The 26,328-nt window shown below is 71.9% G+C and carries 23 protein-coding genes, 1 tRNA gene and 1 pseudogene; 15 read left to right on the top strand and 10 right to left on the bottom strand.

Annotated features, from left to right (window positions below; genetic code table 11):
* Nucleotides 1-50 precede the first annotated feature (50 nt).
* Nucleotides 51-1,277 (top strand): sensor histidine kinase, encoded by a 1,227-nt coding sequence (locus tag ACIPY5_RS05435; protein WP_400967583.1) that lies wholly within the window; start codon nt 51-53, stop codon nt 1,275-1,277.
* Nucleotides 1,274-2,284 carry a hypothetical protein gene (locus ACIPY5_RS05430; RefSeq protein WP_309357016.1) on the top strand — a complete coding sequence of 337 codons (1,011 nt, stop codon included), beginning with the start codon at nt 1,274-1,276 and terminating at the stop codon, nt 2,282-2,284. Before ACIPY5_RS05435 ends, ACIPY5_RS05430 begins: the two co-directional genes overlap by 4 nt.
* A gap of 340 nt (nt 2,285-2,624) precedes the next feature.
* Here ACIPY5_RS05430 and ACIPY5_RS05425 read toward each other — a convergent pair whose 3' ends face one another.
* Nucleotides 2,625-2,846, bottom strand: a complete 222-nt coding sequence (locus tag ACIPY5_RS05425; protein ID WP_400967579.1) for an acyl-CoA carboxylase subunit epsilon — start codon at nt 2,844-2,846, stop codon at nt 2,625-2,627.
* The gene (locus ACIPY5_RS05420; protein ID WP_396652918.1) at nt 2,843-4,432 is read right to left on the bottom strand and encodes an acyl-CoA carboxylase subunit beta; all 1,590 of its coding nucleotides are present in this window, start codon (nt 4,430-4,432) and stop codon (nt 2,843-2,845) included. The genes ACIPY5_RS05425 and ACIPY5_RS05420 overlap by 4 nt, the downstream gene beginning before the upstream one ends.
* A 138-nt stretch (nt 4,433-4,570) precedes the next feature.
* On the opposite strand from ACIPY5_RS05420, the gene ACIPY5_RS05415 reads away from it, so the two are divergent.
* The 3 genes from ACIPY5_RS05415 to ACIPY5_RS05405 all read left to right on the top strand — a co-directional run bounded on the left by ACIPY5_RS05415 (nt 4,571) and on the right by ACIPY5_RS05405 (nt 8,270).
* Nucleotides 4,571-5,338 carry a biotin--[acetyl-CoA-carboxylase] ligase gene (locus ACIPY5_RS05415; RefSeq protein ID WP_400967576.1) on the top strand — a complete coding sequence of 256 codons (768 nt, stop codon included), beginning with the start codon at nt 4,571-4,573 and terminating at the stop codon, nt 5,336-5,338.
* Nucleotides 5,339-5,400: 62 nt separating this feature from the next.
* The gene (locus ACIPY5_RS05410) at nt 5,401-7,218 is read left to right on the top strand and encodes an ABC-F family ATP-binding cassette domain-containing protein (RefSeq protein WP_400967573.1); all 1,818 of its coding nucleotides are present in this window, start codon (nt 5,401-5,403) and stop codon (nt 7,216-7,218) included.
* 116 nt (nt 7,219-7,334) lie between these two features.
* Nucleotides 7,335-8,270, top strand: coding sequence for a sugar kinase (locus ACIPY5_RS05405; protein WP_400967570.1), 936 nt, complete (start codon nt 7,335-7,337; stop codon nt 8,268-8,270).
* Nucleotides 8,271-8,300: 30 nt separating this feature from the next.
* On the opposite strand, the gene ACIPY5_RS05400 is transcribed toward ACIPY5_RS05405, so the two are convergent.
* The 4 genes and pseudogenes from ACIPY5_RS05400 to ACIPY5_RS05385 form a co-directional block, all read right to left on the bottom strand.
* Nucleotides 8,301-9,398: an NAD(P)-dependent alcohol dehydrogenase gene (locus ACIPY5_RS05400; RefSeq protein WP_400967567.1), complete on the bottom strand. Its 1,098-nt coding sequence runs from the start codon at nt 9,396-9,398 to the stop codon at nt 8,301-8,303.
* Nucleotides 9,395-10,075, bottom strand: a complete 681-nt coding sequence (locus ACIPY5_RS05395) for an aldehyde dehydrogenase family protein (protein ID WP_400968486.1) — start codon at nt 10,073-10,075, stop codon at nt 9,395-9,397. Before ACIPY5_RS05395 ends, ACIPY5_RS05400 begins: the two co-directional genes overlap by 4 nt.
* A gap of 128 nt (nt 10,076-10,203) precedes the next feature.
* A pseudogene (locus ACIPY5_RS05390) lies at nt 10,204-10,890 on the bottom strand (aldehyde dehydrogenase family protein); the annotation flags it as partial.
* 131 nt (nt 10,891-11,021) lie between these two features.
* Nucleotides 11,022-13,259, bottom strand: coding sequence for an ATP-binding protein (locus ACIPY5_RS05385; protein WP_400967564.1), 2,238 nt, complete (start codon nt 13,257-13,259; stop codon nt 11,022-11,024).
* 180 nt (nt 13,260-13,439) lie between these two features.
* Between ACIPY5_RS05385 and ACIPY5_RS05380 the strand changes: the two genes are divergently transcribed.
* From ACIPY5_RS05380 to ACIPY5_RS05360, 5 genes are all read left to right on the top strand, one after another.
* Nucleotides 13,440-15,275, top strand: coding sequence for a Na+/H+ antiporter (locus ACIPY5_RS05380; protein WP_400967561.1), 1,836 nt, complete (start codon nt 13,440-13,442; stop codon nt 15,273-15,275).
* Between the two features lie 107 nt (nt 15,276-15,382).
* The gene (locus tag ACIPY5_RS05375) at nt 15,383-16,057 is read left to right on the top strand and encodes a DedA family protein (protein ID WP_400967558.1); all 675 of its coding nucleotides are present in this window, start codon (nt 15,383-15,385) and stop codon (nt 16,055-16,057) included.
* An 81-nt stretch (nt 16,058-16,138) separates the two neighbouring features.
* The gene (locus ACIPY5_RS05370; RefSeq protein WP_400967555.1) at nt 16,139-17,050 is read left to right on the top strand and encodes a MetQ/NlpA family ABC transporter substrate-binding protein; all 912 of its coding nucleotides are present in this window, start codon (nt 16,139-16,141) and stop codon (nt 17,048-17,050) included.
* A 124-nt stretch (nt 17,051-17,174) separates the two neighbouring features.
* Nucleotides 17,175-18,248, top strand: a complete 1,074-nt coding sequence (locus ACIPY5_RS05365) for a methionine ABC transporter ATP-binding protein (protein WP_400967552.1) — start codon at nt 17,175-17,177, stop codon at nt 18,246-18,248.
* Entirely contained in the window at nt 18,248-18,907 is a 660-nt protein-coding gene (locus ACIPY5_RS05360) for a methionine ABC transporter permease (protein ID WP_309357003.1), read from the top strand. Before ACIPY5_RS05365 ends, ACIPY5_RS05360 begins: the two co-directional genes overlap by 1 nt.
* A gap of 168 nt (nt 18,908-19,075) precedes the next feature.
* On the opposite strand, the gene ACIPY5_RS05355 is transcribed toward ACIPY5_RS05360, so the two are convergent.
* Both ACIPY5_RS05355 and ACIPY5_RS05350 read right to left on the bottom strand, forming a co-directional pair.
* Complete coding sequence (locus ACIPY5_RS05355; RefSeq protein WP_309357559.1) at nt 19,076-19,387, bottom strand: thioredoxin family protein; 312 nt, start codon at nt 19,385-19,387, stop codon at nt 19,076-19,078.
* A gap of 173 nt (nt 19,388-19,560) precedes the next feature.
* Nucleotides 19,561-20,502, bottom strand: coding sequence for a pseudouridine synthase (locus tag ACIPY5_RS05350; protein WP_400967547.1), 942 nt, complete (start codon nt 20,500-20,502; stop codon nt 19,561-19,563).
* A 138-nt stretch (nt 20,503-20,640) separates the two neighbouring features.
* Between ACIPY5_RS05350 and ACIPY5_RS05345 the strand changes: the two genes are divergently transcribed.
* Nucleotides 20,641-21,594, top strand: coding sequence for an aldo/keto reductase (locus tag ACIPY5_RS05345; RefSeq protein WP_400967545.1), 954 nt, complete (start codon nt 20,641-20,643; stop codon nt 21,592-21,594).
* A 20-nt stretch (nt 21,595-21,614) separates the two neighbouring features.
* A complete protein-coding gene (locus tag ACIPY5_RS05340; RefSeq protein ID WP_400967542.1) occupies nt 21,615-22,559 on the top strand; it encodes a zinc-binding dehydrogenase in 945 nt (314 codons plus the stop codon).
* A 32-nt stretch (nt 22,560-22,591) separates the two neighbouring features.
* Here the strand turns inward: ACIPY5_RS05340 and ACIPY5_RS05335 are convergent, their stop codons facing one another.
* Nucleotides 22,592-23,101, bottom strand: coding sequence for a MarR family winged helix-turn-helix transcriptional regulator (locus tag ACIPY5_RS05335; protein WP_400967539.1), 510 nt, complete (start codon nt 23,099-23,101; stop codon nt 22,592-22,594).
* Complete coding sequence (locus ACIPY5_RS05330; RefSeq protein ID WP_400967536.1) at nt 23,098-23,622, bottom strand: GNAT family N-acetyltransferase; 525 nt, start codon at nt 23,620-23,622, stop codon at nt 23,098-23,100. Before ACIPY5_RS05330 ends, ACIPY5_RS05335 begins: the two co-directional genes overlap by 4 nt.
* A 113-nt stretch (nt 23,623-23,735) precedes the next feature.
* On the opposite strand from ACIPY5_RS05330, the gene ACIPY5_RS05325 reads away from it, so the two are divergent.
* The 3 genes from ACIPY5_RS05325 (at nt 23,736) to ACIPY5_RS05315 (ending at nt 26,286) form a co-directional block, all read left to right on the top strand.
* Nucleotides 23,736-23,807, top strand: a tRNA-Gln gene (locus ACIPY5_RS05325).
* Between the two features lies 1 nt (nt 23,808).
* Nucleotides 23,809-25,239: a bifunctional UDP-N-acetylglucosamine diphosphorylase/glucosamine-1-phosphate N-acetyltransferase GlmU gene (glmU, locus tag ACIPY5_RS05320; RefSeq protein WP_400967533.1), complete on the top strand. Its 1,431-nt coding sequence runs from the start codon at nt 23,809-23,811 to the stop codon at nt 25,237-25,239.
* 9 nt (nt 25,240-25,248) lie between these two features.
* Nucleotides 25,249-26,286 (top strand): ribose-phosphate diphosphokinase, encoded by a 1,038-nt coding sequence (locus ACIPY5_RS05315; protein WP_400967530.1) that lies wholly within the window; start codon nt 25,249-25,251, stop codon nt 26,284-26,286.
* Nucleotides 26,287-26,328: the final 42 nt, after the last annotated feature.

Below are 26,328 nucleotides of genomic sequence, written 5' to 3'. Positions count from 1 at the left end.
CGCACGGGTCGCGGCGCGCGTGACGCCGCCGCAGCCGAGGGGCTGAGCGGATGTCGGCGGATCAGGGCCTCAGGGAGGCGTGGGAGAAGATCCCCACGCCCGGCGAGGTCGGCCAGGAGCTGGAGCGCTTCGCCGGACGGCGGATGGAGCGCATCATCGCGATCGTCGTCGGGGTCGGCGCGCTCGCGCTCGGCACCCAGGCGCTGGTGAACGCGCTCGTCACCATGCGCGTCGTCGACACCCCGCACATCGTGATGATGGCGCTCGTGTTCGTGCCATGGCTCGCGATGCTCGTGTGCTGCACGCTCGGCCGAGGAGTGCGCCTCACGGCGGGGATCTTCTTCGTCGCCTACCTCGTGGACCTCCTGCTGTGGCCGTTCGTGGCGACCCACAAGGATGTCGTGCCGACGGAGCAGCCGTGGATCTTCTTCCTCGTCAACGTGGCGGGCGTCGCGGCGGTCGTCGCCTTCCCGCTCGGCGTGCAGGTCGCCTGGGCGCTCGTCGGTCCCTTCATCTACGGCATCGTCCGGCTCGTCCAGGGCGACTTCGGACCGGACTTCTGGATCGTCACGGCCTTCGACGTGTCCTTCACGCTGATCCTCGGGCTCGTGCTGGTCGCCCTCGGCTGGATGTTCCGCTCGGTCGCGAACGGCGTCGACGACGCTCGCGGACGCGCGGTCGCGCTCTACACCGAGGCCGCCTCCGCCGAGGCGGTCGAGCACGAGCGCGTCGCCGTGGCGGCCCTCATGCACGACAGCGTGCTCGCCGCGCTGATCGCGGCCGAGCGTGCGAGGACCGACCGGGAGCGCGCCCTTGCGATGGACATGGCACGGGAGGCCCTGACCCGCCTGGCGAACGCCGAGGCCCCGGCTCAGGAGGGCAGCGACGAACCGGTCGAGGTCGAGCTGCTCGCCGAGGATCTGCGTCGCGCCGTGACGCAGATGGGGCTCACGATGGAGGTCGAGCAGTTCGGCCACGGCGCCGTCCCCGACCGCGTCGCACGCGCGATGGCCCTCGCCGCGCGGCAGGCGATCGGCAACGCGGTCGCGCACGCCTCCGCGCGCGGTCTCGCCGTGGTCGTGGAAGGACACGGCGACACAGGACTCACCGTCAAGGTCAGCGACACCGGCGGCGGGTTCGACCCGTCGCAGGTGGGTGCGGACCGGCTCGGGATCCGCGCCTCCATCCTCGCCAGGATGGCGGCGGTCGGCGGCACCGCGACGATCGACTCCGACCGTCGCGGCACGGTCGTCACGCTCGGGTGGTCCCGGACATGAGGCTCACCGTCCGCATCGTCGCGACCGGGCTCGCGCTCGTCTTCGCCTGCTACTTCTCCGCGCGGGCGCTGTGGTGGTGGGCCTCGCCGCCGCCGCGCCCCCTGCTGGTGCTCCTCGCGGTCGTGATCTACCTCGTGTCGTTCGCCGTGATCGCCATCGTCGGCGCCGCCCGCGTGGTGAAGATGCCCCGCTGGGCCGCCGGCGTCGCGCTCGCGTCCACGGTCGCGATCCCGCAGCTGAGCAATCTGGGCCTGGATCCGAGCGCACTGCGCGCTCCCTACGCCACCTGGTACATCGGCTCCGTGGGCCTGATCGGGGTGGTCTGCATCGTGCGCCGCCGACCTCTCGCCGGATGGCTGGTTCTGCTCCTGCTCACGATCGCGTCGACCCTGTGGATCGGATTCCTCGACGCGCTCGGTCTCGGGCTCGTCGGATCCACGGTGTGGATGGTGATCGCCCAGCTCCTGGTCGCCTTCTGGCGACGCGCGGTGCGGGACACCGATCGCCTGGCCGGCATCCAGCAGGCGGCGTCGGCCTGGCAGGCGACCCAGATCGTCCGTCAGCGCGAGCGCCGCGAACGCGTCCAGTACGCGCTCGCGGTCGCGGGTCCGATCCTCGCCAGGGTGATCGCGACCCGGGGCGACCTGTCCGCGGAGGAGCGGCAGGAGGCGCATCTGTCCGAGGGGCGGCTCCGCGACGAGATCCGCGGCGGAGAGCTGCTCAACGAGCGCGCCCGTGCGGCGATCGAGACGGCGCGTGCGAGGGGCGCCGCCGTGACGGTGTTCGACGACGGCGGGCTGGAAGGTCTCGACGAGAAGACCAAGGGCAGGATCCGCGAGGAGCTGGCGGACGTGCTCGCGGACTCGTCCTCGGCGCGGCTGATCATCCGCTCGCCCCGGGACGCCAGGATCGCGGTCACGGTCGTCGGACGCTCCGCGGCGGGGGAGTCCTCCGACGAGGACTCCGTCGAGCTGTGGCACGAGATCCCGCGCTCGCGCGAGGAGTGATCTCTCGCACGCCCCCGGAATGGCCAGCGCGCGTCTTCGCCACCGATGATCGGCCTGCCCGAGGCTGTCCGGATCGTCGTGCGGGCAAAAGAAAGGGCGAGGGGCGGCGAAGCCGCCCGCCCCTCGCCAGGTGCGGAACAGTTACCCGAAAACTGCCCGCAGAGACCGGAGATCGTCTACCTACCCTGTGGCAGAGATCCGGTCGAACGCGAAGCGTTGCAAGAAAGAGTCTTCCGGGTTGCAAGGGGGATGTCTGTAGGTATTTTGGGGGACAAATTCAGACGGAGGTGAAAATCCCGTCGCAGGGCCCAGAAGCCCCGCGCCCTGCGCAGCAGCGCGGTCAGCCGGAGAAGCGGCCCCAGGGGATGTCCCGTCGCAGCGGAGCCCGGAGGGCGCGCTGGGTGCGGCCCCAGGCCGAGACCGGCTTCTCGGCCGCCACGGCACCGGCCTCCTCGGCCACGAAGGCCTCGGAGAGCACGGCGATGAGCGCCGCGAGCTCCTCTTCGGTGGCCGAGCCGCGCAGCACCTGGATCTCGACCGCCCCTTCGTCTTCCGCGCTCACAGCGGGATGTTCCCGTGCTTCTTCGGGGGCAGCTCTGCGCGCTTGCCGCGCAGCGCCCGCAGCGCCTTCGCGATCGAGACGCGCGTGTTGGCCGGCTCGATGACGCCGTCGATCTCGCCGCGCTCTGCGGCCAGGAACGGGCTGGTCACGTTGTAGGTGTACTCGTTGGCGAGGCGGGTGCGGACGGCGGCGACGTCCTCGCCGGCCTCCTCCGCACGCTTGATCTCGCCGCGGTAGAGGATGTTGACCGCGCCCTGGCCGCCCATGACGGCGATCTCGGCGGTCGGCCAGGCGAGGTTCACGTCGGCGCCCAGCTGCTTGGAACCCATGACGATGTAGGCGCCGCCGTAGGCCTTGCGCAGGATCACGGTGACCAGCGGCACCGTGGCCTCGGCGTAGGCGTAGATGAGCTTCGCGCCGCGGCGGATCACGCCGGTCCACTCCTGGTCGGTGCCGGGCAGGTAGCCGGGCACGTCGACAAGGGTGACGATCGGGATGGAGAAGGCGTCGCAGAAGCGCACGAAGCGGCTGGCCTTCTCGCCCGCCTCGATGTTGAGCGTGCCCGCCATCTGCGAGGGCTGGTTGGCGATGATGCCGACCGAGCGGCCCTCGACGCGTCCGAAGCCGATCACGATGTTCGGGGCGAACAGCGGCTGCACCTCGAGGAACTCGCCGTCGTCGACGACGCGCTCGATCACGGTGTGGATGTCGTAAGGCTGGTTCGCGGAGTCCGGGATCAGCGTGTTGAGGGTGCGATCCGCGTCGGTCGTCTCGAACTCGAAGTCGTTGGAGTACGACGGCAGCTCCGCCATGTTGTTGTCCGGCAGGAAGCCCAGGAGCGTCCGCGCGTAGTCGATCGCGTCGTCCTCATCCTCGGCGAGGTAGTGCGCGACGCCCGAGCGCGTGTTGTGGGTGTACGCGCCGCCGAGCTCCTCCATGCCGACGTCCTCGCCGGTGACGGTCTTGATGACATCGGGGCCGGTGACGAACATCTGGCTGGTCTTGTCGACCATGATCACGAAGTCGGTCAGTGCGGGGCCGTACACGGCGCCGCCCGCGGCCGGGCCCATGATGATCGAGATCTGCGGGATCACGCCGGAGGAGCGGGTGTTGGCGCGGAAGATCTCGCCGTACTTGCTGAGCGCGAGCACGCCCTCCTGGATGCGGGCGCCGCCCGAGTCGAGGATGCCGATGATGGGGACGCCGCTGCGCAGCGCGAACTCCATGATCTTGATGATCTTGTCGCCGGAGACCTCTCCGAGCGAGCCGCCGAAGGTCGTGAAGTCCTGCGAGTAGACCGCGATGGTGCGACCGTTGATCGTGCCGACGCCGGTGACGACGGAGTCGCCGTAGGGCCGGTTCTTGTCCATGCCGAACGCGGTCGTGCGGTGCCGCACGTACTCGTCGAACTCGACGAAGCTGCCGGGATCCACCAGCAGCTCGATGCGCTCGCGGGCGGTCATCTTGCCCTTGGCGTGCTGCTTCTCCTTGGCCTTCGCCTCGGCCGCGACGACGGCCTCGTCGTAGCGGGCGCGGAGGTCGGCGATCTTGCCGGCGGTCGTGTAGAGGTCAGGCGTGTCCGTCACAGTTTCCACATTAGCGCCGGGGCCCGAGGGTCCGTTGGATGAGAGGCACAACACCGGAGCGGGATCCTCTGTGCGGACCCTCCGATCGTGGTCGCCGTCGGCGCGGTCGCGGGCCGGCTCCGCGGATAGGGTGACCGGATGAGCTTCCCGCACAGCACGGCGGCCGCCGCGCGCCTCGAGATCGTCGCCTCCACCGGATCCACGAACGCGGATCTGCGCGCCCATGCCGGGGACGAGGACGGCTGGCCGCACCTGTCCGCGATCCTCACCGAGGACCAGGTCGCAGGCCGGGGCCGTCTCGACCGCGTGTGGACGACGCCGGCCGGATCCGCGCTGGCCCTGTCGGTGCTGCTGCGCGTTCCGCGGGTCCCCGTCGCCGAGCGCGGCTGGATCCCGCTCGCGGCGGGCCTCGCGATGGCCGATGCGATCGCCGCTCAGCTGCCCGAGCGCGCCGTGGGCGTGAAGTGGCCGAATGACGTGCTGGTGGGCGACCGCAAGATCTGCGGCATCCTCGCGGAGGCCACCGGATCCGACGTCGTGATCGTCGGCTCCGGTGTGAACACCGCGATGACGGCAGGGCAGCTCCCGGTCGAGACCGCGACCTCGTTCGCGGTCGAGGGCGTGGAGGCGGATCTCGATCTGCTCGTCGCCGGCTACCTGGCGCGGCTGGACGCGTGGATCGAGGGGCTCTCGGAGCACGGCTCCGCCGTCGCGAGCGGTCTGCGCGACGCCGTCGCGGCGCGCTGCGTCACGCTCGGCCGTACGGTGCGGGTGATGCTCCCCGGCGGCGCGGATCTGATCGGCGAGGCGACGGGCCTCGGCGCGGACGGCTGCCTGATCGTGTCCGCGGAGGGATCCGAGCACCGCATCGCCGCCGGCGACATCGTGCACCTGCGCCTGGCCTGACCGGGCCGGCGTCCTTCGAGGCGGCAGGTTCCCGGGGCGCGCCGGACTACCCTGGATCCGACATGGCACATCTCCTCGGGGCCGAAGGCCTCCATCTCGAGTTCCCCACCCGGATCGTCTTCGACTCCGTCACCCTCGGCATCGAAGAGGGGGACCGGATCGGGATCGTCGGCCGCAACGGCGACGGCAAGTCCAGCCTGCTCGCGATGCTCGCCGGCCGGCTCGAACCCGATGCCGGGCGCGTGACCGTGCGCGGCGGCACCACGATCGGGGTGCTCGACCAGGCCGACGTGCTCGACGACGCGCTCACGGTCGGCGGGGCGATCGTCGGCGACACCCCGGAGCACGAGTGGGCGGGGGATCCGAAGGTCCGCGACGTGATCGACGGCCTCGTGAGCGATCTGGACTGGAACGCCTCCGTCAGCGACCTCTCCGGCGGTCAGCGCCGCCGCGTCTCGCTCGCGAAGCTGCTCGTGGGGGACTGGGACATCGTGGCGCTCGACGAGCCCACCAACCACCTGGACGTGGAGGCGATCGGCTGGCTCGCGGAGCACCTGAAGAGGCGCTGGCCGGCGAGCCAGGGCGCGCTCATGGTGGTGACGCACGACCGCTGGTTCCTGGACGAGGTGTGCACCGAGACCTGGGAGGTGCACGACCGGATCGTGGAACCCTTCGAGGGCGGCTACGCGGCCTACATCCTGCAGCGCGTCGAACGCGACCGGATGGCCGCGGCGAGCGAGGCGAAGCGGCAGAATCTCGCACGCAAGGAGCTCGCCTGGCTGCGCCGCGGCGCGCCCGCCCGCACATCGAAGCCGAAGTTCCGCATCGAAGCGGCGAACGAGCTCATCTCCGATGTGCCGGAGATCCGCGACCGCATCGCCCTGCAGTCGCTTGCTGTCTCCCGGCTCGGCAAGGACGTGGTCGACCTCATCGACGCGGGCGTGACCTTCCCCGCGACCGGATCCGCGCCCGAACGCGAGGTGCTGCGCGACGTGGAGTGGCGGATCGCGCCGGGGGAGCGCACCGGCATCCTCGGCGTCAACGGCGCCGGGAAGTCGACCCTGCTCGGACTCGTCGCCGGCACCCTGGAGCCCACGAGCGGCCGGGTCAAGCACGGCAAGACCGTGCAGGTTCGCACGCTCACCCAGCGCCTGGACGAACTGCAGGACGTGTGGGACGAGCCCGTCCGCATCGTGATCGGCCGGCTGCGCACGACCTACACGTTCGGGACCGGATCCAAGGCCGCCGAGCTGACGCCGGGGCAGCTGCTGGAGCGGCTCGGGTTCTCCTCGGCACAGCTCTCCACGCCCGTGAAGGACCTCTCGGGCGGCCAGCAGCGCCGGCTGCAGCTGCTGCTCGTGCTGCTGGATCAGCCCAACGTGATGATCCTCGACGAGCCCACGAACGACATGGACACCGACATGCTCGCCGCGATCGAGGATCTCCTCGACTCCTGGCCCGGCACGCTGCTGGTCGTGAGCCACGACCGCTACTTCCTGGAGCGGGTGACCGATCAGCAGTACGCGATCCTGGACCGGCGTCTTCGCCACCTGCCGGGCGGGGTGGACGAGTACCTGCGCCTGCGGGCGCTGGAGCAGAGCAACCAGAAGGGGACGGCGACCGGATCCGCTCCGGCACCGGCGGCCGAGCCGGCCCTGAGCGGCGCGGATCGTCGCACCGCGGAGAAGGAGCTGACCGCCCTCGAGCGCCGCATGCAGAAGCTCGCCGAGCAGATCGATCGCGCCAAGCACGCCCTCGCCGACCACGATCAATCCGACTACGCGGGCCTCGGCGAGAAGATGAAGGAGATCTCCGCCAGGGAGGCCGAGGTGGAGGAGCTCGAACTGCGCTGGTTCGAGCTCACCGATCAGCTGGGCTGAGCCCGGGGGACCCGCCGCGCGACCCCGACAGGGGCTGTCTCGTCGCGCGACCGACTTCGTTGCGTGTAGTGCAACGCTTGTTGCGCCAGTGGGGATCCATGAGGGAGAATGCCGGAATGGCATCTGCAGACGTTCCCGCGCTCATCGCGATCGGCGAGACCATGGCGATGGTGACGCCGAGCAGGGCGGAGTCCCTTCTCGACGCGGAGAGCATCCGGCTCCGCGTCGGCGGCGCCGAATCCAACGTCGCGGGCCACGTGGCGGCGCTCGGCGGCGCGGCCGCCTGGGTGAGCGCGCTCGGCGACGATGTGCTCGGGCGTCGGGTGCACCGCGAGATCGCGGCGCAGGGCATCGACACCCGCTGGGTCTCGTTCGACGAGACCGCGCCGACCGGAGTCTTCTTCAAGGATCCGGGTCGCGGCATCAGCTACTACCGCGCCGGATCCGCCGCCTCGAGGATGACACCCACCTCGATCGAGTCGATCCCGCTCGAGGAGGCGGCCATCGTGCACGTCTCGGGCATCACCCCCGCGCTCTCGGACGACTGCGCCGCGATGATCGCCGCGGTGTTCGAGCGCGTCGCCGCGAGCAGCACGCTCCTCAGCTTCGACGTCAACCACCGTCGGGCGCTCTGGCCGATCGCCGAGGCCGCGCCTGTCCTGCGCGAGCTGGCGAACCGGGCGGACATCGTGTTCGTGGGACGCGACGAGGCGGAGACGCTCTGGGGGTGCGAGACCGCGGAGGACGTGCGCGCGCACCTCCCGGAACCTGCCCGGCTGATCGTCAAGGACGGCGACGTCGGCGCCACCGAGTTCTCCGCGCTCGGCCGGAGCTTCGTGCCCGCGATCCCGACCGAGGTGGTCGAGCCCGTGGGCGCGGGCGATGCCTTCGCGGGCGGCTACCTCGCCGGCCTCCTGCGCGGATGGAGCGTGCAGGAGTGCCTGCGGAGCGGGCATGAGCGCGCGCACCTGGTCCTCCAGTCGACGAGCGACAGCGCCCCCGACATGGCGCCGGGCGGCGCGGGTCCTGTCCTCGCCGACGTGGCGCGCTGATCCCGGGGCCGCCGCCCGGCGGCTCTCGCCTCAGAACACGATCACGGGCTTGACCGTGCGGCCGAGATGCATGTCCTCGGCGGCCTGCGCGATCTCCTCGAGCTCGTAGGCCCGCTCCAGCCGCTCCAGCGGAAGCCGGCCCTCGGCGTGCAGCGCGACGAGCTGCGGGATCAGCTGCTGAGGCCGGGCATCGCCCATCGTGACGCCGCGCAGCACCTTGCCGGTGAGGATCCCCTGGATGTCCACCGCGATCTCGGTGCCCGGCGGCGGCGCGCCGCACACGAGCACCGTGCCGCGGATCGCGGCGGCATCGAGCGCGCCCCTGGCCACACCGGGGTTCCCCGTCGTGTCGAAGCTCAGGTCGACGCCGTGCCCCGCCGTGATCTCCGCGAGGCGCGCGGCGACGTCCTCGGTCCCCGCGTCGATCACGTCGGTCGCACCGAGCTCCCGGGCGAGCTCCAGCCGCGCCGCGACGAGGTCGATCGCGATCAGCCGGGCGGGTGCGCGCAGAGACGCGGCGATCACCCCGGATAGCCCCACCGCGCCGGCCCCGTACACGGCCACCACGTCGGCCGGGCCGGGGTCGAGCACGTTCCACATCGAGCCGAAGCCGGTGAGCACCCCGCAGCCCAGCGGGGCGAGCGCGGTGAGATCCGCCTCGGGTGCGACCTTCACGAGCGAGCGCCGGTCGGCGATGGCAAAGGTGCCGAAGGAGGACTGGCCGAAGAAGTGCCCCGCGATCCGGCGTCCGTCGCGGGTGATCGTGCCGGCGTCGTCCTGGCGCAGCGCTCCGAGCAGGTTCCGCGGGAGCCAGGTCTCGCAGTACGCCGGGTGATCCGCGGCGCAGGCGGCGCAGCCGCCGCAGGAGGTGAAGCTGAGGAGGACCTTGTCGCCCGGTGCGACCTCGGTCACCCCGTGCCCGACGCGTTCGACGACGCCGGCGCCCTCGTGCCCGATGACGCCGGGGGCCGGGAACGGGATCCCTCCGGCCACGACCGCGAGATCCGTGTGGCACAGCCCGCTCGCGACGAGCCGCACGAGCACCTCGTCCCGGCCGGGGTCGCCGTAGTCGACGTCGGACACCGTGAACGCCCCCGTGTCCAGGACGGCGGCGCGCCCGGCGGTCACCGCGCGTCCTCCGTGCCGAGGCCGATCACGATCGAGTGCGCTCGCTGATACGAGGCCATCGCCTCCGGACCGCCTTCGCGGCCCCACCCCGAGGCCTTGACGCCGCCGAAGGGGATCGCGGGGTCGAGGACGGCCCAGCCGTTGACCCAGGTGATGCCCGCCTGCAGGCGGGCGGCCACGCGGTGCGCTCGTGCGAGATCCGAGGTCTGGATGCCGCTGGCCAGCCCGTACCTCGTGCCGTTGGCGAGCGCGATGGCCTCGTCCTCGGTGTCGAAGGGCTGCACCGTGAGCACCGGGCCGAAGATCTCCTCGACGACGGCCTCCGCCGACGGGTCGAGGTCGGCGAGCACGGTGGGCGCGTAGTAGAAGCCGCCACCGAGATCGACGGGCTCGCCGCCGGTGACCACGCGGGCGCCCGCGGCCCGTGCGCGGTCGACGATGCCGGAGACCTTCTCCAGCTGGCCGCGGCTCGCGAGGGGGCCGATCACCGTGGCCGGATCGGAGATGTCCCCGAACGGGACCTGCGGCACCGCCTCGGCCAGGATCCCGAGCACGACCTCGTAGATCGGCCGCTCCACCAGGAGGCGTGGTCCCGCCATGCAGAACTGGCCGCTGTTGAAGACGAAGGCCGAGATGACCGTCCCGATCGCGGCGTCCAGATCGGCATCCGCGAACAGGATGTTCGCGGCGTTCCCGCCCAGTTCGGCGGTGAACGGCGTGAGGGACCTCCCGGCGAGCGCGGCGCGCGGGCGCCGACCTCGGTCGAGCCGGTGAAGGCGACCTTGTCGACCCCGGGGTGCCCGACCAGGTGGTCGCCGAGCGTCGAGCCGGGACCGGTGACGACGTTGAACACCCCGTCCGGCACGCCCGCCTGCTGCAGCACCTCGGCCACGATCAGCGCGCTCAGCGGGGTGTCGCTCGCGGGCTTGTGCACGATCGTGTTGCCCGCGAGCAGGGCGGGCGCGATCTTGGAGCTGGACAGGATCAGCGGGAAGTTGAAGGGCGTGATCGCCGCGACGACGCCGAAGGGCTCCTTCTTCACGTAGGCGTGTGCGCGGGCGGGGATCTCCCTGACCTCGCCGTCGAGGTGATGCCCCAGCGCCGCGTAGTACTCGTACAGCTCCGCGGCGTTGTTGACGTCGACGATCCGCGCGAACGTGATCGGCTTGCCGGCGTTCGCGCTCTCCGCCTGCGCGAGCTCCTCCGTGCGTTCCCGCAGCAGGTCGTGCGCGCGCTGCAGGATGCGGGCGCGCTCGCGGCTGGAGAGGCCCGACCACACCCCGGAGTCGAACGCGGCGCGGGCGGCCGCGACCGCGTCGTCCACGTCCTGCGTCGTGGCCCGTGCGACATCCGTGAGCTTCCGTCCGGTCGCGGGGGCGAGGATGTCCGTCCGGCCGCCGTCGGATGCCTCGCGCCACGACCCTCCGATGAACAGCCGTCCTGGTGCGATGGCCGTGTGCGCGGCGGCGGGCGCCTCTTCTGCGATCGTCATGTCAGTCCTCTCCTCGTCGAGATCCGGTTCGACGACGGGACGCCTGCTCGGCCGCGGAGCGGCGGCGCGCAGGGCCGCGGCGTCGTCCGGGTCAGTCTGCGGGAGCGTCCTGCACAGCGGTATCCGTAGGATTACCGATTCGAACCGGCGGAGTCCGCCTCGTACCACGCCGCGATCTGCGCGCGGGAGGAGACCCCGAGTTTCGCGAAGATGCGCTGCACGTGAGTGTCGATGGTGCGCACCGAGAGCACCAGATGCGCCGCGATCCCGCGGTTGCTCAGCCCGGCGTGGATGCCCGCGGCCACCTCGCGCTCGCGGTGGCTCAGGGCCGGCGTCCGCGCCGTGTCGTGCTCGTCGAAGGAGGCCGCCTCCACGGGCGAGAGATGCTCCCCGCGGGCGGTGAGGCGCTCGGCGGCGCGACGCCCGAGTCGTGCGCGCAGGATCTCGACGCAGCGGTCGTGATGGGCCGTCATCTGCGGGCCGTGCACCTCGATGCCGGATCCGATCCGCCGCCACCGGCTCCGCGCGGCGCCCAGCAGCAGGGCCGCGCGCTCGGGGCGCGAGCGCGCGGCGTCGATCCAGGCGAGCAGCTCCAGCACCAGGCAGTCGCCGGCCGGATCGTCGATCCCGGTGTCGACGGCCAGCGCCTCCTTCGCGATGCGCTCGGCGTCGTCGAGCGCTCCGTCGGTGAACGAGGCCAGCGCTCGCGCCCAGAGGGCGAGCGAGCGCATCCAGCGCTCTCCGATCTCGGCCGCCTGGCGCTCCGCGGACGCGGCGGGAAGCGCGGCGTCCGGCAGGCCGAGGTGGCTCATCGCGGTCGTCAGCTGGAACCGGGCGAACATCGACTCCTCGGGACGTCCGGCCTCGACCGCGAGACGGATCGAGCGCGTGAACTCGTCGCGCGCGTGCACCGGATCCCCGGAGAACAGGGCGAGCGTGCCGTTCCAGCGATGGCGCTCGATCTCGGTCCGCGACAGGACCACGGCGGGCAGGGCCTCGGACAGGGCGGCCGCCTCATCGAGTCGGATCCGGGCCTCCGCGAGATCGCCCTGGAGCAGGCACAGCCAGGTCGCCGTGAGCAGAGCCGGCACCCGCAGCGTGGGCGGTGCTTCGGGCGCCGAGAGCAGCCGGGCCGCCCAGGCGCGTCCTTCCCGCAGGTAGCCCCCGACGCCCCAGTGGTAGCGCAGGTCGGCGAACAGCCGGAGCGCGGCGGCGGTGTCGAGCGCCGCCGCCGCACGCAGCGAGGCCTGCAGCTCTGCACGATCCGCGCGCAGCCCTGCGACGATCTCGGCCTGCCGTGGTCCGTACCAGTGCCGTTCCGCTTCCGCAGCCACGCGGGCGTAATGCGCGAGATGGCGCCGCACGAGCACCGGCCTCGCGCCGGACTCCTCGGCGCGCTCGCGTCCGTAGCCGCGGATCGTCTCCAGCAGGCGGAACCTGCCGGCGTCGCGATCCGCCTCCACGAGGGACTGCGCCACGAGCTCGTCGAGCAGATCGAGCGTCGCCTCCTCCGGTTCGCCCGCCACCGCCGCGGCGGCGGCGAGGTCGAAGGGGCCGGAGAACGTGCTCACCGCGGCCCACAGCGCGCGCTGCGGCGGCGAGCAGAGGTCATGGCTCCAGTCGACGACGGCGCGGAGCGTGCGCTGACGGGCGACCGAGGACCGCGAGGATCCGCGAAGCAGCGTGAAGCGCGCCGACAGGCGGGCGGCGAGCTCTGCGGGGGAGAGCGTGCGCAGCCGGCTCGCCGCGAGCTCGATCGCGAGAGGGAGGCCGTCGAGGGCGCGGCAGATCTCCTCGGCGATCGGGGCGTCCTCGGGCCGCAGCGCGAACGAGGAGTCCGCCGCGCGGGCGCGCGCGGTCAGCAGCGCGACGGCCTCCGAGACATCGCCCGGCGGGCCCTGGACCTGAAGCGGCGGCACCGCGAAGACCTGCTCCCCGTCCAGCTCCAGGCGCCGCCTGCTCGTGGCCGCGATCCTCAGCCCTGGCACCGCGTCGAGCAGCTCGTCGACCATCGCGGCCACGGCGTCGACGAGGTGCTCGCAGTTGTCCAGCACGAGCAGGCCAGGGGTCTCGCCGAGCACGTCGACGACGAAGTCGCGGGGATCGCGCGCGGACTGCTCGCCCAGCGGGAGCGCACGGGCCACCGCCTCCGGAAGCCGCCGCGGATCCTGGAGGCCGTCGAGCGGGACGAACCAGACGGCGTCTCCCGTCGCGTCCGCGTAGGCGTTCGCCGCCCGGATCGCCAGGCGCGTCTTGCCGGCGCCGCCGACGCCGGTGAGCGTGACGAGGCGCGCGTCGCGCAGCAGCGCGGACAGAGCGTTGAGCTCTCGTCCTCGCCCCACGAACGCGCTGCGCGGTTCCCTGATCATGCCGTCCCCATCGTGGCTGGGATTATTGCACGGGGTCCCGGAAGACGCTCCCGCGTCGCCGTGGATCCGGGGACATCGATGGCGGCGGACCGTCACACGGGAATACCGTGGTCCTACGCGATGCTGTGCTCTGGGCGGACGGCGCTCGCGGTCCGTATGCGAGACGAGAGGAGACCGCGCATGGAAGGTCTCGAAGTCACCGTCCTGCTGGGGCTCACGATCCTCACGGGCGCCCTGCTCGCACCGCGGGTCCGACTCGCGCTCCCGCTCGTGCTCGTGATCATCGGCCTCGCGCTGGGATTCGTGCCGGCACTGCGCGAGATCCAGCTGCCGCCGGAGACGGTGCTGCTGCTGTTCCTGCCGGTCATGCTGTTCTGGGAGAGCCTGACCACCTCGCTGCGGGCGATCCGCCGCGACTTCCGCTACATCCTGCCGATGAGCACGCTGCTCGTCGTGGTCTCCGCCTTCGCCGTCGCCGGCATCGGGCTGCTCTTCGGGCTGCCGTGGGAGACCGCCCTGATCCTCGGCGCCGCCGTCGCGCCGCCCGATGCGACCGCGGTCGCCGCCCTCGGGCGACTGCTCCCGCGGCGCATGTTCATGAAGCTCAAGGCCGAGAGCCTCACCAACGACGGCACGGCGCTCGTGCTCTACGCGATCGGGATCTCGCTCGCGATCGGCGGGCACATCAACCCGCTGAGCGTCACCTCGATGGTGATCGTCTCGTACCTGGGCGGGATCGCGGCGGGTGTCGCCGTCGCGGCCCTCGCGTTCCTGCTGCTGCGCGCGGTCTCCTCGACCATCGTGATCAACACGACCCTGCTCCTCGTCCCGTTCGTGGCATTCCTGCTCGCCGAGCTCATCACCGCCTCGGGCGTCCTCGCGGTCGTGGTCGCCGGCGTGATCATCGCGTACGTGTCGCCCACCGTGACCACGGCGCAGTCCCGACGGCAGGCCGAGTCCGCCTGGCCGTTCGGGGTGTTCCTGCTCAACGGCGCGCTGTTCGTGCTGATCGGACTCGAGGTGCAGTACGTCGTGCACCAGATCTCGGCCAGTGCGATCGGGCGTCTCGTGCTCGTCACGCTCGCCGTCTGGGTCGCGCTCCTGGTGGTGCGCTACCTGTTCCAGCTGCTCAGCGTTCCGTTCTACCAGCGCACCGGCCCTCGCCCGCCCCGCGGCGTCCGAGCGCGCTCGCGGGTGCTGAGCACGTTCGCGGGCATGCGCGGAGCCGTCTCGCTCGCGATCGCGCTGTCGGTGCCCGCGGGCGCCGTCGCCGGGGGAGCGCTGGACGGCCGCGACGAGATCGTGTTCGTGACGGCCGGCGTCATCCTGCTGAGCCTGCTCGTGCAGGGCACGCTCCTCCCGGCGATCGTGCGCTGGGCGCGGATCCCCGCCGACCAGGGCGAGGTCGAGGAGTACGAACTCGCCGAGCGCACGATCTCGGGGGCAGCGCTCTCCGCGCTCGACGATCTCGCGGTGCGGTTCGAGGTCAGCGACGACGTGCGCGACCGTGTGCGGTTCGAGGGCTACCAGATGCTCGAGTACACCAACGCGCGCACCCTCGCCCGCGAGCAGGCCCTCGTGGACGCCGAGGTCAAGGCGCTCGACGAGATGCTCGGCCAGCCCGACCCGCTCGCGGCGGGCACCCAGCCGGAGGAGGACGTGTCCGGATCCGAGGGCATCTCCTCCGCGGGCATCGGATCCGACGGCATCGGCGGCGAGCCGATCGACGTCGGCGGACAGGATGCGGCGGCCGGATCCGCCCCGCGCCGCACGCTCATCGAGGGAGCGACCCTGCAGATGATCGCGACCTCGGAGGACGTCGACCTCCTGCAGCGCTCTCCGCTCGTGCGCCACGAGGAGTTCACGCGCCTCAAGCTCGGGCTGCTGGACCGCAAGCGGGAGGTGCTGCTCGGGCTGCGTCGCTCGGGGACGGTCGACGACCTCGTCGTGCGGCGGATCTCCGCGCGGCTCGACCTCGAGCAGCTCCGCCTGCAGGGGCTCGAGGAGTTCGACTGACGGCGCCGCGCTGCTCGCCGCCTGTCCTACTCCCGTAGTACGACGGGCGGCGAGGATCACTCTGCGGAGGGACGCGACCGGATCCGGCCGCCACCTACCGTGAGGACATGGCCGACCTCCTGAGCTCCTTCCTCCTCACCCCGTGGGCGCCGCTGCTGATCCTGCTGTTCTGCTTCCTGGACGGATTCTTCCCGCCGGTGCCGAGCGAGACGGTGGTCGTCGGCGCCCTCGCACTGGCCTTCGCGACGGGGCCCGCGGCGACACCGACCGCGATCCTGGTCCTCCTCGCCGCCGGCGTGGGCGCGGCGGCCGGCGACAGCGCGGCGTACGCGATCGGCCGTCGCGTGGGCACGGAGCGGTGGGCCTGGATGCGCCGCCCTCGCGTGAGCTCCGCATTCGCCTGGGCGGGGGAGCGCCTCGCCGCCCGCCCTGCCGTGTACCTGCTCGTCGCGCGGTACATCCCGGTCGGGCGGGTCGCGGTCAACATGACCGCGGGCGCGACCCGGCTGCCGTACCGCCGCTTCCTGCCGCTCTCGCTCGTCGCGGCCGTCGGCTGGGTCGCGCTGAGCGCCGTGATCGCGTCGGTCGCCTCGGCCTGGCTCGGGCACTCGCCCCTGCTCGCCGCCCTGGTCGGCGTCGTGCTGTCGATCGTGATCGGGGTGCTGATCGATCTCGGATCCCGGCTGATCCGCCGCGGTCGCGCGAGGCGCGCCGCGCTGTCCGCTCCCGGCTCCGGGATCGAGCAGGAGCTCGTGACGACGGGGGTCAGCGCGGAGCTGTGACGCCGTGTGACGGGTCGATTCGGAGGGCGCTCCGAGCCCCTCGTAGCGTGGTCGAGTCCCCCAAGAGAGGAACTCACAGCCATGTCCCGCAAGCTCACCACCGCGCTCGCCGCCGCCACCGCGGCCGCCGCGCTCATCGTCTCCCTCGTCGGCTGCTCGTCCGCCTCGGGCACCGGATCCGACCCGACCTCCGAGTCCGGCAAGACCGTCAAGGTCGGCGTCGTCGGCAAGAGCGACCCGCAGTGGCCCGCCTTCGTCGCGGCCGCCAAGAAGGAGGGCATCACGGTCGAGCTGGTGGACTTCGGCTCCTACGAGCAGCCGAACCCCGCGCTCGCCGAGGGTGAGCTGGACCTCAACGAGTTCCAGCACATCGTCTACCTCGCGCAGTACAACGTGAAGTCCGGCAAGGACCTGCAGGCGATCGGATCCACCGCGATCTACCCCCTCGGCCTGTACTCGAAGAAGCACAAGAGCGTGAAGGAGATCCCGTCCGGCGGCACGGTCGCGGTCCCGGACGACGCCTCGAACCAGGCGCGCGCCCTGCTGGTGCTGCAGTCGGCGGGCCTCGTGAAGCTGAAGTCGGGCGGCACCGCCCTCTCCGACGTCGCCGACGTCGACACCGCGGCCTCCAAAGTCAAGGTCACCCCGCTCGAGGCCGCGCTGATCCCGACCTCGCTCCCGGACGTCGACGCGGCGATCATCAACAACGACTTCGTCAAGGACGCGGGACTCACCTTCGCCGACGCCCTCACGCAGGACGACGCGAAGGACGCGAGCGCGCAGCCCTACGTGAACATCTTCGCCGCGCGGGCGAAGGACAAGGACAACCCCACGTACCTGAAGCTCGTCGAGATCTTCCAGAAGGACCCGGCCGTGCAGGCGGGCCTCAAGAAGGCCTCGGGCGACATCGGGATCCCGACGGTCCTCTCCGCCGCCGACCTGCAGAAGGTGCAGGCCACCGTCGAGTCCGACGTCAAGGCGCACAAGAACTGAGGCCCTCGGGCCTGCGACGGGGGATCGACCCCCGCCGCGCATGACAGAGCCGGGCGATGCGGAACAGCGTCGCCCGGCTCCGCGTCGCGACAACCCCGCGACGCAGAACCGAACCGGAGAACCCATGCCGATCGTGAGCCTGCAGGGCGTGACCAAGACCTATCCGCCGACCGTGCGGGACGGCGCGCCCGTGATCGCGGTCGACGACGTGTCCCTCGACATCGCCCAGGGCGACGTCTTCGGGATCATCGGATACTCCGGCGCCGGGAAATCGACCCTGGTACGGCTGATCAACGCGCTGGAGCCGACCACGAGCGGGCGCCTGATCGTGGACGGGGTCGACCTCACGACGCTGACCGAGCGCGAGCTGCGACGGGTGCGCAGCGGCATCGGGATGATCTTCCAGCAGTTCAACCTGTTCTCCGCGAAGACGGTCAGGGCGAACATCGCCTACCCGCTCGCGCTCGCGGGCTGGGCGAAGGCCGACATCGAGGCGCGGGTGACGGAGCTGCTCGCGTTCGTCGGGCTCTCCGACAAGGCCAAGGCGTACCCCGAGCAGTTGTCCGGCGGTCAGAAGCAGCGCGTCGGCATCGCGCGCGCCCTGGCCACCCGGCCCGCCATCCTGCTCGCGGACGAGGCGACGAGCGCCCTCGACCCGCAGACCACGCACGAGGTCCTCGAGCTGCTCGCCCGGGTGAACCGGGAGCAGGGCGTGACGATCGTCGTGATCACGCACGAGATGGATGTGATCCAGACCCTCGCCACCAGGGTCGCGGTGATGGAGAACGGGCGCGTCGTCGAACAGGGCGAGGTGTTCGAGGTCTTCTCGAACCCCCGGAACCCGGCGTCGCAGCGCTTCGTCGGCACCGTCATCAAGGGGATCCCCACTCCCGCGGAGCAGGCGTCGCTGGGGGCGCGCCACGACGGCAGGCTCGTCACGTTCTCGTTCCGCGACGGCGATTCCTCGCAGGCCCAGGTTTTCCTGGATCTCGCCGAGGCCGGTCTCGCGTTCGAGCTCGTCTACGGCGGGATCAACGACATCCGCGGTCGCGCGTTCGGCCATCTCACGCTCGCGATCCGCGGTGCGGACGCGGCGATCGCCGCCGCCCTCGGGAAGATCCGGGAGCACGCGACCGTGACCGAGATCGGATCCGACGCCCCCGCGGGGACGACCGGCGCGGAAGGCGGGGTGCGCTGATGGATCGCCTGATCGAACTGCTCCCCGATTTCTGGCAGGCGGCGCTCGAGACGCTGTACATGACCACGTTCGCACTCGCGATGGCGGGCGTGATCGGCACGATCATCGGCATCGGCCTGTACGTCACGCGTCCCGGTGGTCTGCTGCCGAACCGTCCGGTGAGCATCCTCATCTCGTTCCTGGTGAACTTCTTCCGGCCGATCCCGTTCGTGATCTTCATCGCCGTGCTGCAGCCGTTCACCCGGATCGTGATCGGCACGGGCATCGGCATCAACGCGGGCGCCTTCGCGATCGGCGTCGCCGCGTCGTTCGCGATCGGCCGCATCGTCGAGCAGCACCTCATCTCGGTGTCGCCCGGGGTGATCGAGGCCGCGCGGTCGATGGGCGCCGGCCCCTGGCGGATCCTCCTCACGGTCGCGATGCCCGAGGCGCTCGGGCCGCTGATCCTCGGGTACACGTTCGTGGTCGTGGCGCTCATCGACATGACCGCGATGGCGGGACTCGTCGGCGGCGGCGGCCTCGGTGCGTTCGCCCAGGTCTACGGCTTCCGCCAGTTCGAGCCCGTCGTGATGTGGGCCGCGATCATCCTCATCGTGGTGTTCGTGCACCTCGTGCAGACCTTCGGCACCTGGCTCGCCCGCCGCATCATGCGGCGCTGACGCCTCGCGGCAGGTTCGGGCGGCAGGTTCGGTTCCAGCCGGCTGCGTTTGGGGCGGATCCGGTCGTTTTGGGGCGCACAATCCCCGGCATCGCCGGCGTGAGGCGCCCCGAGATGCGTGATCGCGCCCCGAACCGGAGGGGGAGGTCGAGGTGGGGCGGGCGCGGGGTCAGGGGCGGAGCGCGGCGCGCAGCACCGGGACGAGCATCTCCGCGGTGGGGTGACCCGCCGGGCCGTCCGGCGTGCGGTACACCCGGCACGCGAGATCCTGGATCGGCACGGATCCTGGCACCGCATCGACCCCGTCGACGAGGACGGTCGGCGAGCCCGCGAAAGCGGTCTCGGCGGCCTCGGCGGAGGTGCGGATCACACGGACCGCTGGCTCCGTGTCGAGTCCCAGTTCGGAGAGCGCGCGGCGCACGGCGCGCTCCGCGGCAGGCCCGTTCGGGCAGCCGTCGATGGTCAGGATCTCGATCCGCATAGGACGATCATCCCTCGGCGGGCGCGGGGGAGGGCGCGCCGGCCGGGTTTCGGGGCGGGTTCCGTCGTTTTGGGGCGCGGCCTACAAGGATTTCCCGGCGCGGTGCGCCCCAAACGGAGTGGGTGCGCCCCAAAACGGAAGGGGGGAGGCCGGGCCGGGCCGTCGGGCGGCCGTCACTGCCCGGACGGGGCCTCCTGCAGCGTGCGGCGGGTGCGGAACTCGCGGGGGGCGCCGGTGAGGGGATCCGTGAAGCGCAGCTCGCGGGCGAGCAGCTGCAGCGGGTGGGCGAAGTCGTCCGGCTGCTCCGGGAGGAGGTCAGGGTAGAACGCGTCGTTCAGGATCCCGGCGCCGAGCTCCGCGAGATGCACGCGCAGCTGGTGCATGCGCCCGGAGTGCGGCCGCAGCAGCGTGTGCAGCACCCTCTCGTCGAAGCCCAGGAGCTCGACGAGCGTCTCCGCGTTCGGCTCGCGATCCGGATCCACGCGCACGCAGACGTGGCCGCGGAGCTTCTCGATGTGGTTGCGATGAACGAGGGGGAGAGGGGATCCGCCGAGCGCCGGAGCCTGCGGATCCCAGTCCTCGGGCCGCAGGGAGACGGCCTCGTAGACCTTCTCGACCCGGCGGTTCTCGAAAAGCAGCTGGTACGCGCCCCGCGTGACCGGCCGCGCCGAGAACATCAGCAGTCCCGCCGTCGCGCGGTCGAGGCGGTGGATGGGCGTGAGCTCCGGGATGCCGAGCGCGTTGCGCAGGCGCACCAGGGCCGAGTTCTGCAGGTACTTGCCGCCGGGGGTCGTCGGGAGGAAGTGCGGCTTGTCGACGACGACGAGATCCGCGTCCTGGTGCAGGATCTCGACCTCGAACGGGATCTGCTTCTCGACCGGCGGCTCCCGGTAGTACCAGACGAAGTCGTGCACGCCGAGCGGCGTCTCGCGGGTGAGCGGGGCGCCGTCGATCGCCACGATCTCGCCGCGGTCGAAGCGGTCGAGCAGGCGCTCAGGATCGAGGTGGAAGAAGCGCTCGGCCATGAACGCCCCGACCGTCGGCCACGGCCCCTCGGAGGGCACGCGGAGACGGGTCGCACCGACGCCGTCGCGCACGGGAAGAGGAGAGGGCATGCCCATTCGAACCAGCCTAGTTCCGGCGGCGGGACGCCACGATCGGCGCGGTCGGCCGCAACGATACGCCGGCGTCGTCCGTCGCCGCCTTCGTCGTCGCACGGGAACAGTGCCGGGGGTCCGCGGGTTGCCACCGGTATGACTCGCATCGGATCCAGTGACCTGTCCGTCTTCCCGCTCGCGCTCGGCGGCAACGTGTTCGGCTGGACCGCCGATCGCGACGCCTCCTTCGCGGTGCTGGACGCATTCGTCGCGGGAGGCGGGGACTTCATCGACACGGCGGACGGGTACAGCGCCTGGGTGCCGGGGAACAGCGGCGGGGAGAGCGAGACGATCATCGGCGAGTGGCTCGCCTCGCGGCGCCCGCAGGGGCTCGTGGTCGCGACGAAGGTGAGCCAGCACCCGCAGTTCCGCGGTCTGTCTGCGTCGAACGTGCGACGCGCGGCGGAGGCGTCGCTCGACCGGCTCGGGGTGGACGCGATCGACCTCTACTACGCGCACTTCGACGACGCGGAGGTCCCGCTCGAGGAGACCGTCGCGGCGTTCGGGCAGCTCGTCGCGGACGGGCTGGTGCGGAACATCGCCGTGTCCAACTACTCCGCGGAGCGGATCCGGGAATGGATCGAGATCGCCCGGTCCACCGGCGTCGCCCAGCCGGTAGCCGTCCAGCCGCACTACAACCTGGTGCACCGCAACGAGGTCGAGGAGACGATCGTCCCCGTCGCGACCGAGTTCGGGCTCGGACTCGTGCCGTACTACGCCCTCGCGAGCGGGTTCCTCACCGGCAAGTACCGCTCGACCGACGCGACGGGGCAGACGTCGCCGCGCGCCGCGGGGGCCGCGAAGTACGCGACCGAGCACGGGCTGCGCATCATCGACGCCCTCGAGGAGGTCGGCGACGCGCACGGCGCCTCGATCACCGCGACCGCGCTCGCCTGGCTGCGGGCGCAGCCGGCCGTCGTCGCCCCGATCGCGAGCGCCCGCACCGCGGACCAGGTGCCCGATCTGCTCTCCGGCGGGCGCCTGGAGCTGTCGGCCGAGGAGATCGCGCACCTGAGCGGCGTCTCGGCGTGGACTCCGGCGCAGGTCTGACGACGGACGCGACGACGAGCATGCGCGCAGCACGCTACACCGCGGCCGGAGCAGCCGGGACGGTCGTCTCCTTCGACGACGTCGACGCCCCTGCCGCGGCGCCGGGCGAGGTCCTGATCCGGGTCGCCGCGGTCGGCCTCAACCCCGTGGACGTCAAGATCCGCGCCGCCGGCCACGATTTCGGCGCGATCCGGTACTCGGATCGTCCGGGCTGGGATGTCGCGGGGACCGTCGTCGACGTCGGCGACGGGGTCACGGGGTGGGCGCAGGGCGATCGCGTGTTCGCCCTCGCCCGCTTTCCCGCGGCGGCGCACACGCTCGCGGAGCTCGTCGCCGTCCCCGCCGCCGATCTCGCGGCGGCCCCGCAGTCATGGAGCGCCGCGCAGGCCGGGGCGGCGCCGCTCGCCGCGCTGACCGCATGGCAGGCGTTGGACGCCGCCGGCATCCGCGCGGACGGTTCCGCCCGCGTCCTCGTCCTCGGGGGCGCAGGCGGCGTAGGGCACCTCGCCGTGCAGCTCGCCGCGGCACGCGGTGCGCAGGTGATCGCGACAGCAAGCCCGGCGAAGCAGGCTCTCGTCGCGGGCTGGGGCGCGGACGAGGTGATCGACTACCGCGATGCCGACGCGCTCGCCGCGATCGGTCTCGTGGACGCCGTCATCGTCACCGTCTCCGACACGCTCCCGCCCCGCGGTGCTGTCGGGGAGGGGACCGCGGTGGTCACGATCACCGGGTTCTCCGCGGCCCAGGAGGAGGAGCTGCGCGGCTGGGGCACTGATCCCGTGCAGCGGATCCTCGTGGCGGCCGACGGCGCGCAGCTCGCCGGCGTCGCCGCCCTCGCCGAGGCGGGGCGGCTCACGGTGCACCTCGATTCCGAGTACGGCTTCGACGACCTCGCCGCCGCGCAGGAGCGCGTCGAGACGGGTCGCGTCACCGGGAAGGTCGTCGTCCTCGTCGATCCCGCGTGACGACGCGGTCCACCGGGCTCAGGCCTCGACGCTCAGGCGTCGAAGCTCAGGCTGAGCTTGCGCAGCAGCGCGGCGAGGCGCTCGCGATCGCTGCGCGAGAGCGCGGAGAGCAACGTCGCCTCGGCGTCGACGAGCCGCGTGATCGCGGCGTCGACGCGCACCCTGCCGTCGTCGGTGAGGGTCACCAGCACGCTCCTGCCGTCGCCCGGATCCGCCTCCCGACGCACGAGCCGACGCCCCACGAGCCGGTCGATGCGATTCGTCATGGTGCCGCTGGAGACGAGGGTCTGCTGCAGCAGCTGCTTCGGGCTGAGCTGGAACGGAGCGCCCGCACGGCGCAGGGCGGACAGCACGTCCCACTCCCAGGGCTCGAGGTCGCTGCGGCGGAACACGTCGCGGCGCGCACGGTCGAGCAGCCGGGAGAGCCGGTCCACGCGGGAGAGCACCTCGAGGGGCGAGAAATCGAGGTCCGGTCGCTGCGTGTTCCACGCCGCGACGATCCGGTCGACCTCGTCGCCCGCGTGATCCGCTCCGATGCTCATCCGTTCATTATCGCGGGCGGGTCGGAGTGCGGACGTCCCTGCGACGCGGCGGCTCCGTCCGCCAGCCGCAGGGTGAGGAACAGGCTGTGCGGATCCTCGGCGTACGATCCGAAGGGCTCGCACTCGTCGAATCCGGCCTTGGCGTACAGCCGGTGCGCGGGCCAGAAGTAGTCCGAGGCGCCGGTCTCCAGGGAGATCCGCTGCACGCCGCGGCGGCGGGCGTCGTCGACGAGCGCGGCGAGGAGCGCGGATGCCACGCCCCTGCCGCGCATCGCGGGCGCGGTCCGCATCGACTTCAGCTCCTCGTGCCCGGGCTGCAGGGCGGCGAGCGCCCCCGTCCCCGCGAGCTCGCCGTCCGCGGTCGCCGCGAAGAGCCGCACGTCCGGCGCGAGCAGCCGCGACAGGTCGAGGGCGTGCCTGCTCTCCGGTGGCGCGGTCGGCTCCATGTCCCGGAGATGCGCGGCGAGGAAGGCCTCCAGCTCGGGGCTCGAGGCGGACACGCGGTCGATCAGGATCGTCATGCCGCCACCCTGCCCTGCCGGTGTTGCCGGGAGGTTGCGCGTCTGTTCCGGCCCGATCACACGGGCTGCGCATGGCAGACTTGAGGCGCGACCGCCGCACAGGGCGGGCGCGGTCCGCCGTGGTGTAACGGCAGCACCCCAGCCTTTGGAGCTGCGGGGTCCAGGTTCGAATCCTGGCGGCGGAGCATGACGGAGAACACACTCGCCATCGTCGTCCTGGCCGCAGGTCAGGGCACGCGCATGAAGTCCCGCCTGCCGAAGGTGCTGCACCCGATCGGCGGACGCACCCTGGTCGGTCACGTGCTCGCGACCGCCGCGCAGCTGGGCGCCGAGACCGTCGAGGTCGTGGTGCGGCACGAGCGCGACCAGGTGGTCGCGGCGCTCGCCGCCGAGCACCCCGAGGCGGTCATCGTCGATCAGGACGAGGTCCCCGGCACCGGCCGCGCCGTGCAGGTGGCGCTGGACGCGCTGCCCGAGGGCTTCCACGGCGACGTGCTGGTGCTCTCCGGAGACGTGCCGCTGCTCGAGGCCGAGACGCTGCAGTCCCTGATCGACGGGCATCGCGCGGCCGCGGCCGCCGCGACGGTGCTGAGCGCGATCGTCGACGACCCGAACGGATACGGCCGCATCATCCGCGACGCCTCGGGTGACGTCGCCCGCATCGTCGAGCAGAAGGACGCGGACGACGCCGAGAAGGCCACGCGCGAGATCAACGCCGGCGTGTACGTGTTCCGCGCGGATCTGCTCCGCACCGAGCTCGCGAAGGTCACGACCGACAACGCGCAGGGCGAGATGTACCTGACCACGGTCATCGGCCTGCTCCGCGCCGCGGACGAGAAGGTCGCCGTCTCGATCGCGGCCGACACCGCCGCGACCTTCGGCATCAACGACCGCGTCCAGCTCGCCGAGGCCGCGCGCACCCTCAACGACCGCATCGTGCGCCGCTGGCAGCGCGAGGGCGTGACGATCCAGGATCCCGCGACCACCTGGATCGACGACGACGTGACGCTCGCGCCCGACGTCACGATCCTGCCGAACACGCACGTCCTGCGGGCGAGTACGGTCGCGAGCGGCGCGATCATCGGCCCGGACACGACGCTCGTCAGCACCGAGGTCGGCGAGGATGCGACGGTGCGCCGCTCCGAGGCGACGCTCGCCGTGATCGGCGCGCGCGCGACCGTCGGCCCGTTCTCGTTCCTGCGCGCGGGCACGACGCTCGGTGCCGACGGCAAGATCGGCGCCTACGTCGAGACCAAGAACGCCCAGATCGGCGAGGGGTCGAAGGTTCCGCACCTGTCCTACGTGGGCGACGCGACCGTGGGCCGCGGTGTGAACCTCGGCGCAAGCACGATCACCGCGAACTACGACGATGTGAACAAGCACCGCACCGAGATCGGGGACGAGGTGCACACCGGCTCGCACACGGTGCTCGTCGCGCCCGTTAGGCTTGGTGCCGGCGCGAAGACCGGCGCCGGAGCCGTCGTCCGCAAGGACGTCCCCGCCGGTGCCCTCGCGATGAGCGTCGCACCCCAGCGCAATGTCGAGGGGTGGGTCGAGAAGAACAGAGCAGGCACGGCCGCGGCGGATGCTGCGGCGCGTGCCGAATCGGCGGAATAGGCGGGTCCGATGGGGCGCAAGAAGAACACGACGGTCGAGCTGGATCGCGACAACGACATCGCACCGGGTCTCGTCGCCAAGACGAAGAAGCGGCTCGTCGTCGCGGGCGGTCGGTCGCACCCGGAGCTGACCGCGGCGGTCGCCGCGGCGCTCGGCACCGAGATCGCGCCGGTCGAGCACCGCACCTTCGCCTCGGGCGAGCTCTACGCGCGCTTCGAGGTCTCGATCCGCGGCTGCGACCTGTTCATCGTGCAGTCGTTCGGCGAGCCGATCAACGAGTGGCTCATGGAGACGCTCATCATGCTCGACGCGGCCAAGCGCGCCTCGGCCAAGCGCATCACCGTCGTCGCCCCGTACTACCCCTACGCGCGCCAGGACAAGAAGGGACGCGGCCGCGAGCCGATCTCGGCGCGCCTCGTCGCCGACATGCTCAAGGTCGCCGGCGCGGACCGCGTCATGAGCGTCGACCTGCACGCCGCGCAGATCCAGGGCTTCTTCGACGGCCCCGTCGACCACCTCTTCGCCAAGCCGGTCCTCCTGCAGCACTTCGAGGAGACGCTCACGGCCGAGGACCGCGCCACGCTCACGATCGTCTCGCCCGACATGGGCCGCGTGCGCGTCGCGGACACCTGGTCGGACAGCCTCGACGCCCCGCTCGCGATCATCCACAAGCGCCGCGACCCGAAGGTCGCCAACCAGGTCTCGGTGCACGAGATCGTCGGCACCGTGGACGGGCGCACCTGCCTCCTCGTCGACGACATGATCGACACCGGCGGCACGATCGTCAAGGCCGCCCAGGCGCTCAAGGCCAACGGCGCCCGCAAGGTGATCGTCGCGGCGACCCACGCGATCTTCTCGGATCCGGCCAGCGAGCGCCTGCAGGACTCCGCGATCGACGAGGTCGTCGTCACCGACACCATCCCGCTGTCGGCCGCGCGCCGGTTCCCCGGTCTTCGGATCCTGCCGATCGCGCCGCTGCTGGCGACCGCGATCCGCCAGGTGTTCGAGGACGGATCCGTCACGAGCATGTTCGACGGCGCCGCCTGAGGCCCGTCCACCTGACGTTCCGAGAGGTCGACCGGTCCCGCC

This window comes from Microbacterium sp. NPDC089698, from assembly GCF_044749045.1.
In the GTDB taxonomy this organism is placed as follows: domain Bacteria; phylum Actinomycetota; class Actinomycetes; order Actinomycetales; family Microbacteriaceae; genus Microbacterium.
The sequence above is the reverse complement of the archived record's forward strand: the minus strand, read 5'-3'. Positions and strand labels throughout refer to the sequence as shown.

Bases quoted from the DNA above. Each gene is read 5' to 3' on its own strand.
- ACIPY5_RS05435 (WP_400967583.1), top strand. From the start codon at position 51: ATGTCGGCGGATCAGGGCCTCAGGGAGGCGTGGGAGAAGATCCCCACG.
- ACIPY5_RS05430 (WP_309357016.1), top strand. From the start codon at position 1,274: ATGAGGCTCACCGTCCGCATCGTCGCGACCGGGCTCGCGCTCGTCTTC.
- ACIPY5_RS05415 (WP_400967576.1), top strand. From the start codon at position 4,571: ATGAGCTTCCCGCACAGCACGGCGGCCGCCGCGCGCCTCGAGATCGTC.
- ACIPY5_RS05410 (WP_400967573.1), top strand. From the start codon at position 5,401: ATGGCACATCTCCTCGGGGCCGAAGGCCTCCATCTCGAGTTCCCCACC.
- ACIPY5_RS05405 (WP_400967570.1), top strand. From the start codon at position 7,335: ATGGCATCTGCAGACGTTCCCGCGCTCATCGCGATCGGCGAGACCATG.
- ACIPY5_RS05385 (WP_400967564.1), bottom strand. From the start codon at position 13,259: ATGATCAGGGAACCGCGCAGCGCGTTCGTGGGGCGAGGACGAGAGCTC.
- ACIPY5_RS05380 (WP_400967561.1), top strand. From the start codon at position 13,440: ATGGAAGGTCTCGAAGTCACCGTCCTGCTGGGGCTCACGATCCTCACG.
- ACIPY5_RS05375 (WP_400967558.1), top strand. From the start codon at position 15,383: ATGGCCGACCTCCTGAGCTCCTTCCTCCTCACCCCGTGGGCGCCGCTG.
- ACIPY5_RS05370 (WP_400967555.1), top strand. From the start codon at position 16,139: ATGTCCCGCAAGCTCACCACCGCGCTCGCCGCCGCCACCGCGGCCGCC.
- ACIPY5_RS05365 (WP_400967552.1), top strand. From the start codon at position 17,175: ATGCCGATCGTGAGCCTGCAGGGCGTGACCAAGACCTATCCGCCGACC.
- ACIPY5_RS05360 (WP_309357003.1), top strand. From the start codon at position 18,248: ATGGATCGCCTGATCGAACTGCTCCCCGATTTCTGGCAGGCGGCGCTC.
- ACIPY5_RS05355 (WP_309357559.1), bottom strand. From the start codon at position 19,387: ATGCGGATCGAGATCCTGACCATCGACGGCTGCCCGAACGGGCCTGCC.
- ACIPY5_RS05350 (WP_400967547.1), bottom strand. From the start codon at position 20,502: ATGCCCTCTCCTCTTCCCGTGCGCGACGGCGTCGGTGCGACCCGTCTC.
- ACIPY5_RS05345 (WP_400967545.1), top strand. From the start codon at position 20,641: ATGACTCGCATCGGATCCAGTGACCTGTCCGTCTTCCCGCTCGCGCTC.
- ACIPY5_RS05340 (WP_400967542.1), top strand. From the start codon at position 21,615: ATGCGCGCAGCACGCTACACCGCGGCCGGAGCAGCCGGGACGGTCGTC.
- ACIPY5_RS05335 (WP_400967539.1), bottom strand. From the start codon at position 23,101: ATGAGCATCGGAGCGGATCACGCGGGCGACGAGGTCGACCGGATCGTC.
- ACIPY5_RS05330 (WP_400967536.1), bottom strand. From the start codon at position 23,622: ATGACGATCCTGATCGACCGCGTGTCCGCCTCGAGCCCCGAGCTGGAG.
- glmU (WP_400967533.1), top strand. From the start codon at position 23,809: ATGACGGAGAACACACTCGCCATCGTCGTCCTGGCCGCAGGTCAGGGC.
- ACIPY5_RS05315 (WP_400967530.1), top strand. From the start codon at position 25,249: ATGGGGCGCAAGAAGAACACGACGGTCGAGCTGGATCGCGACAACGAC.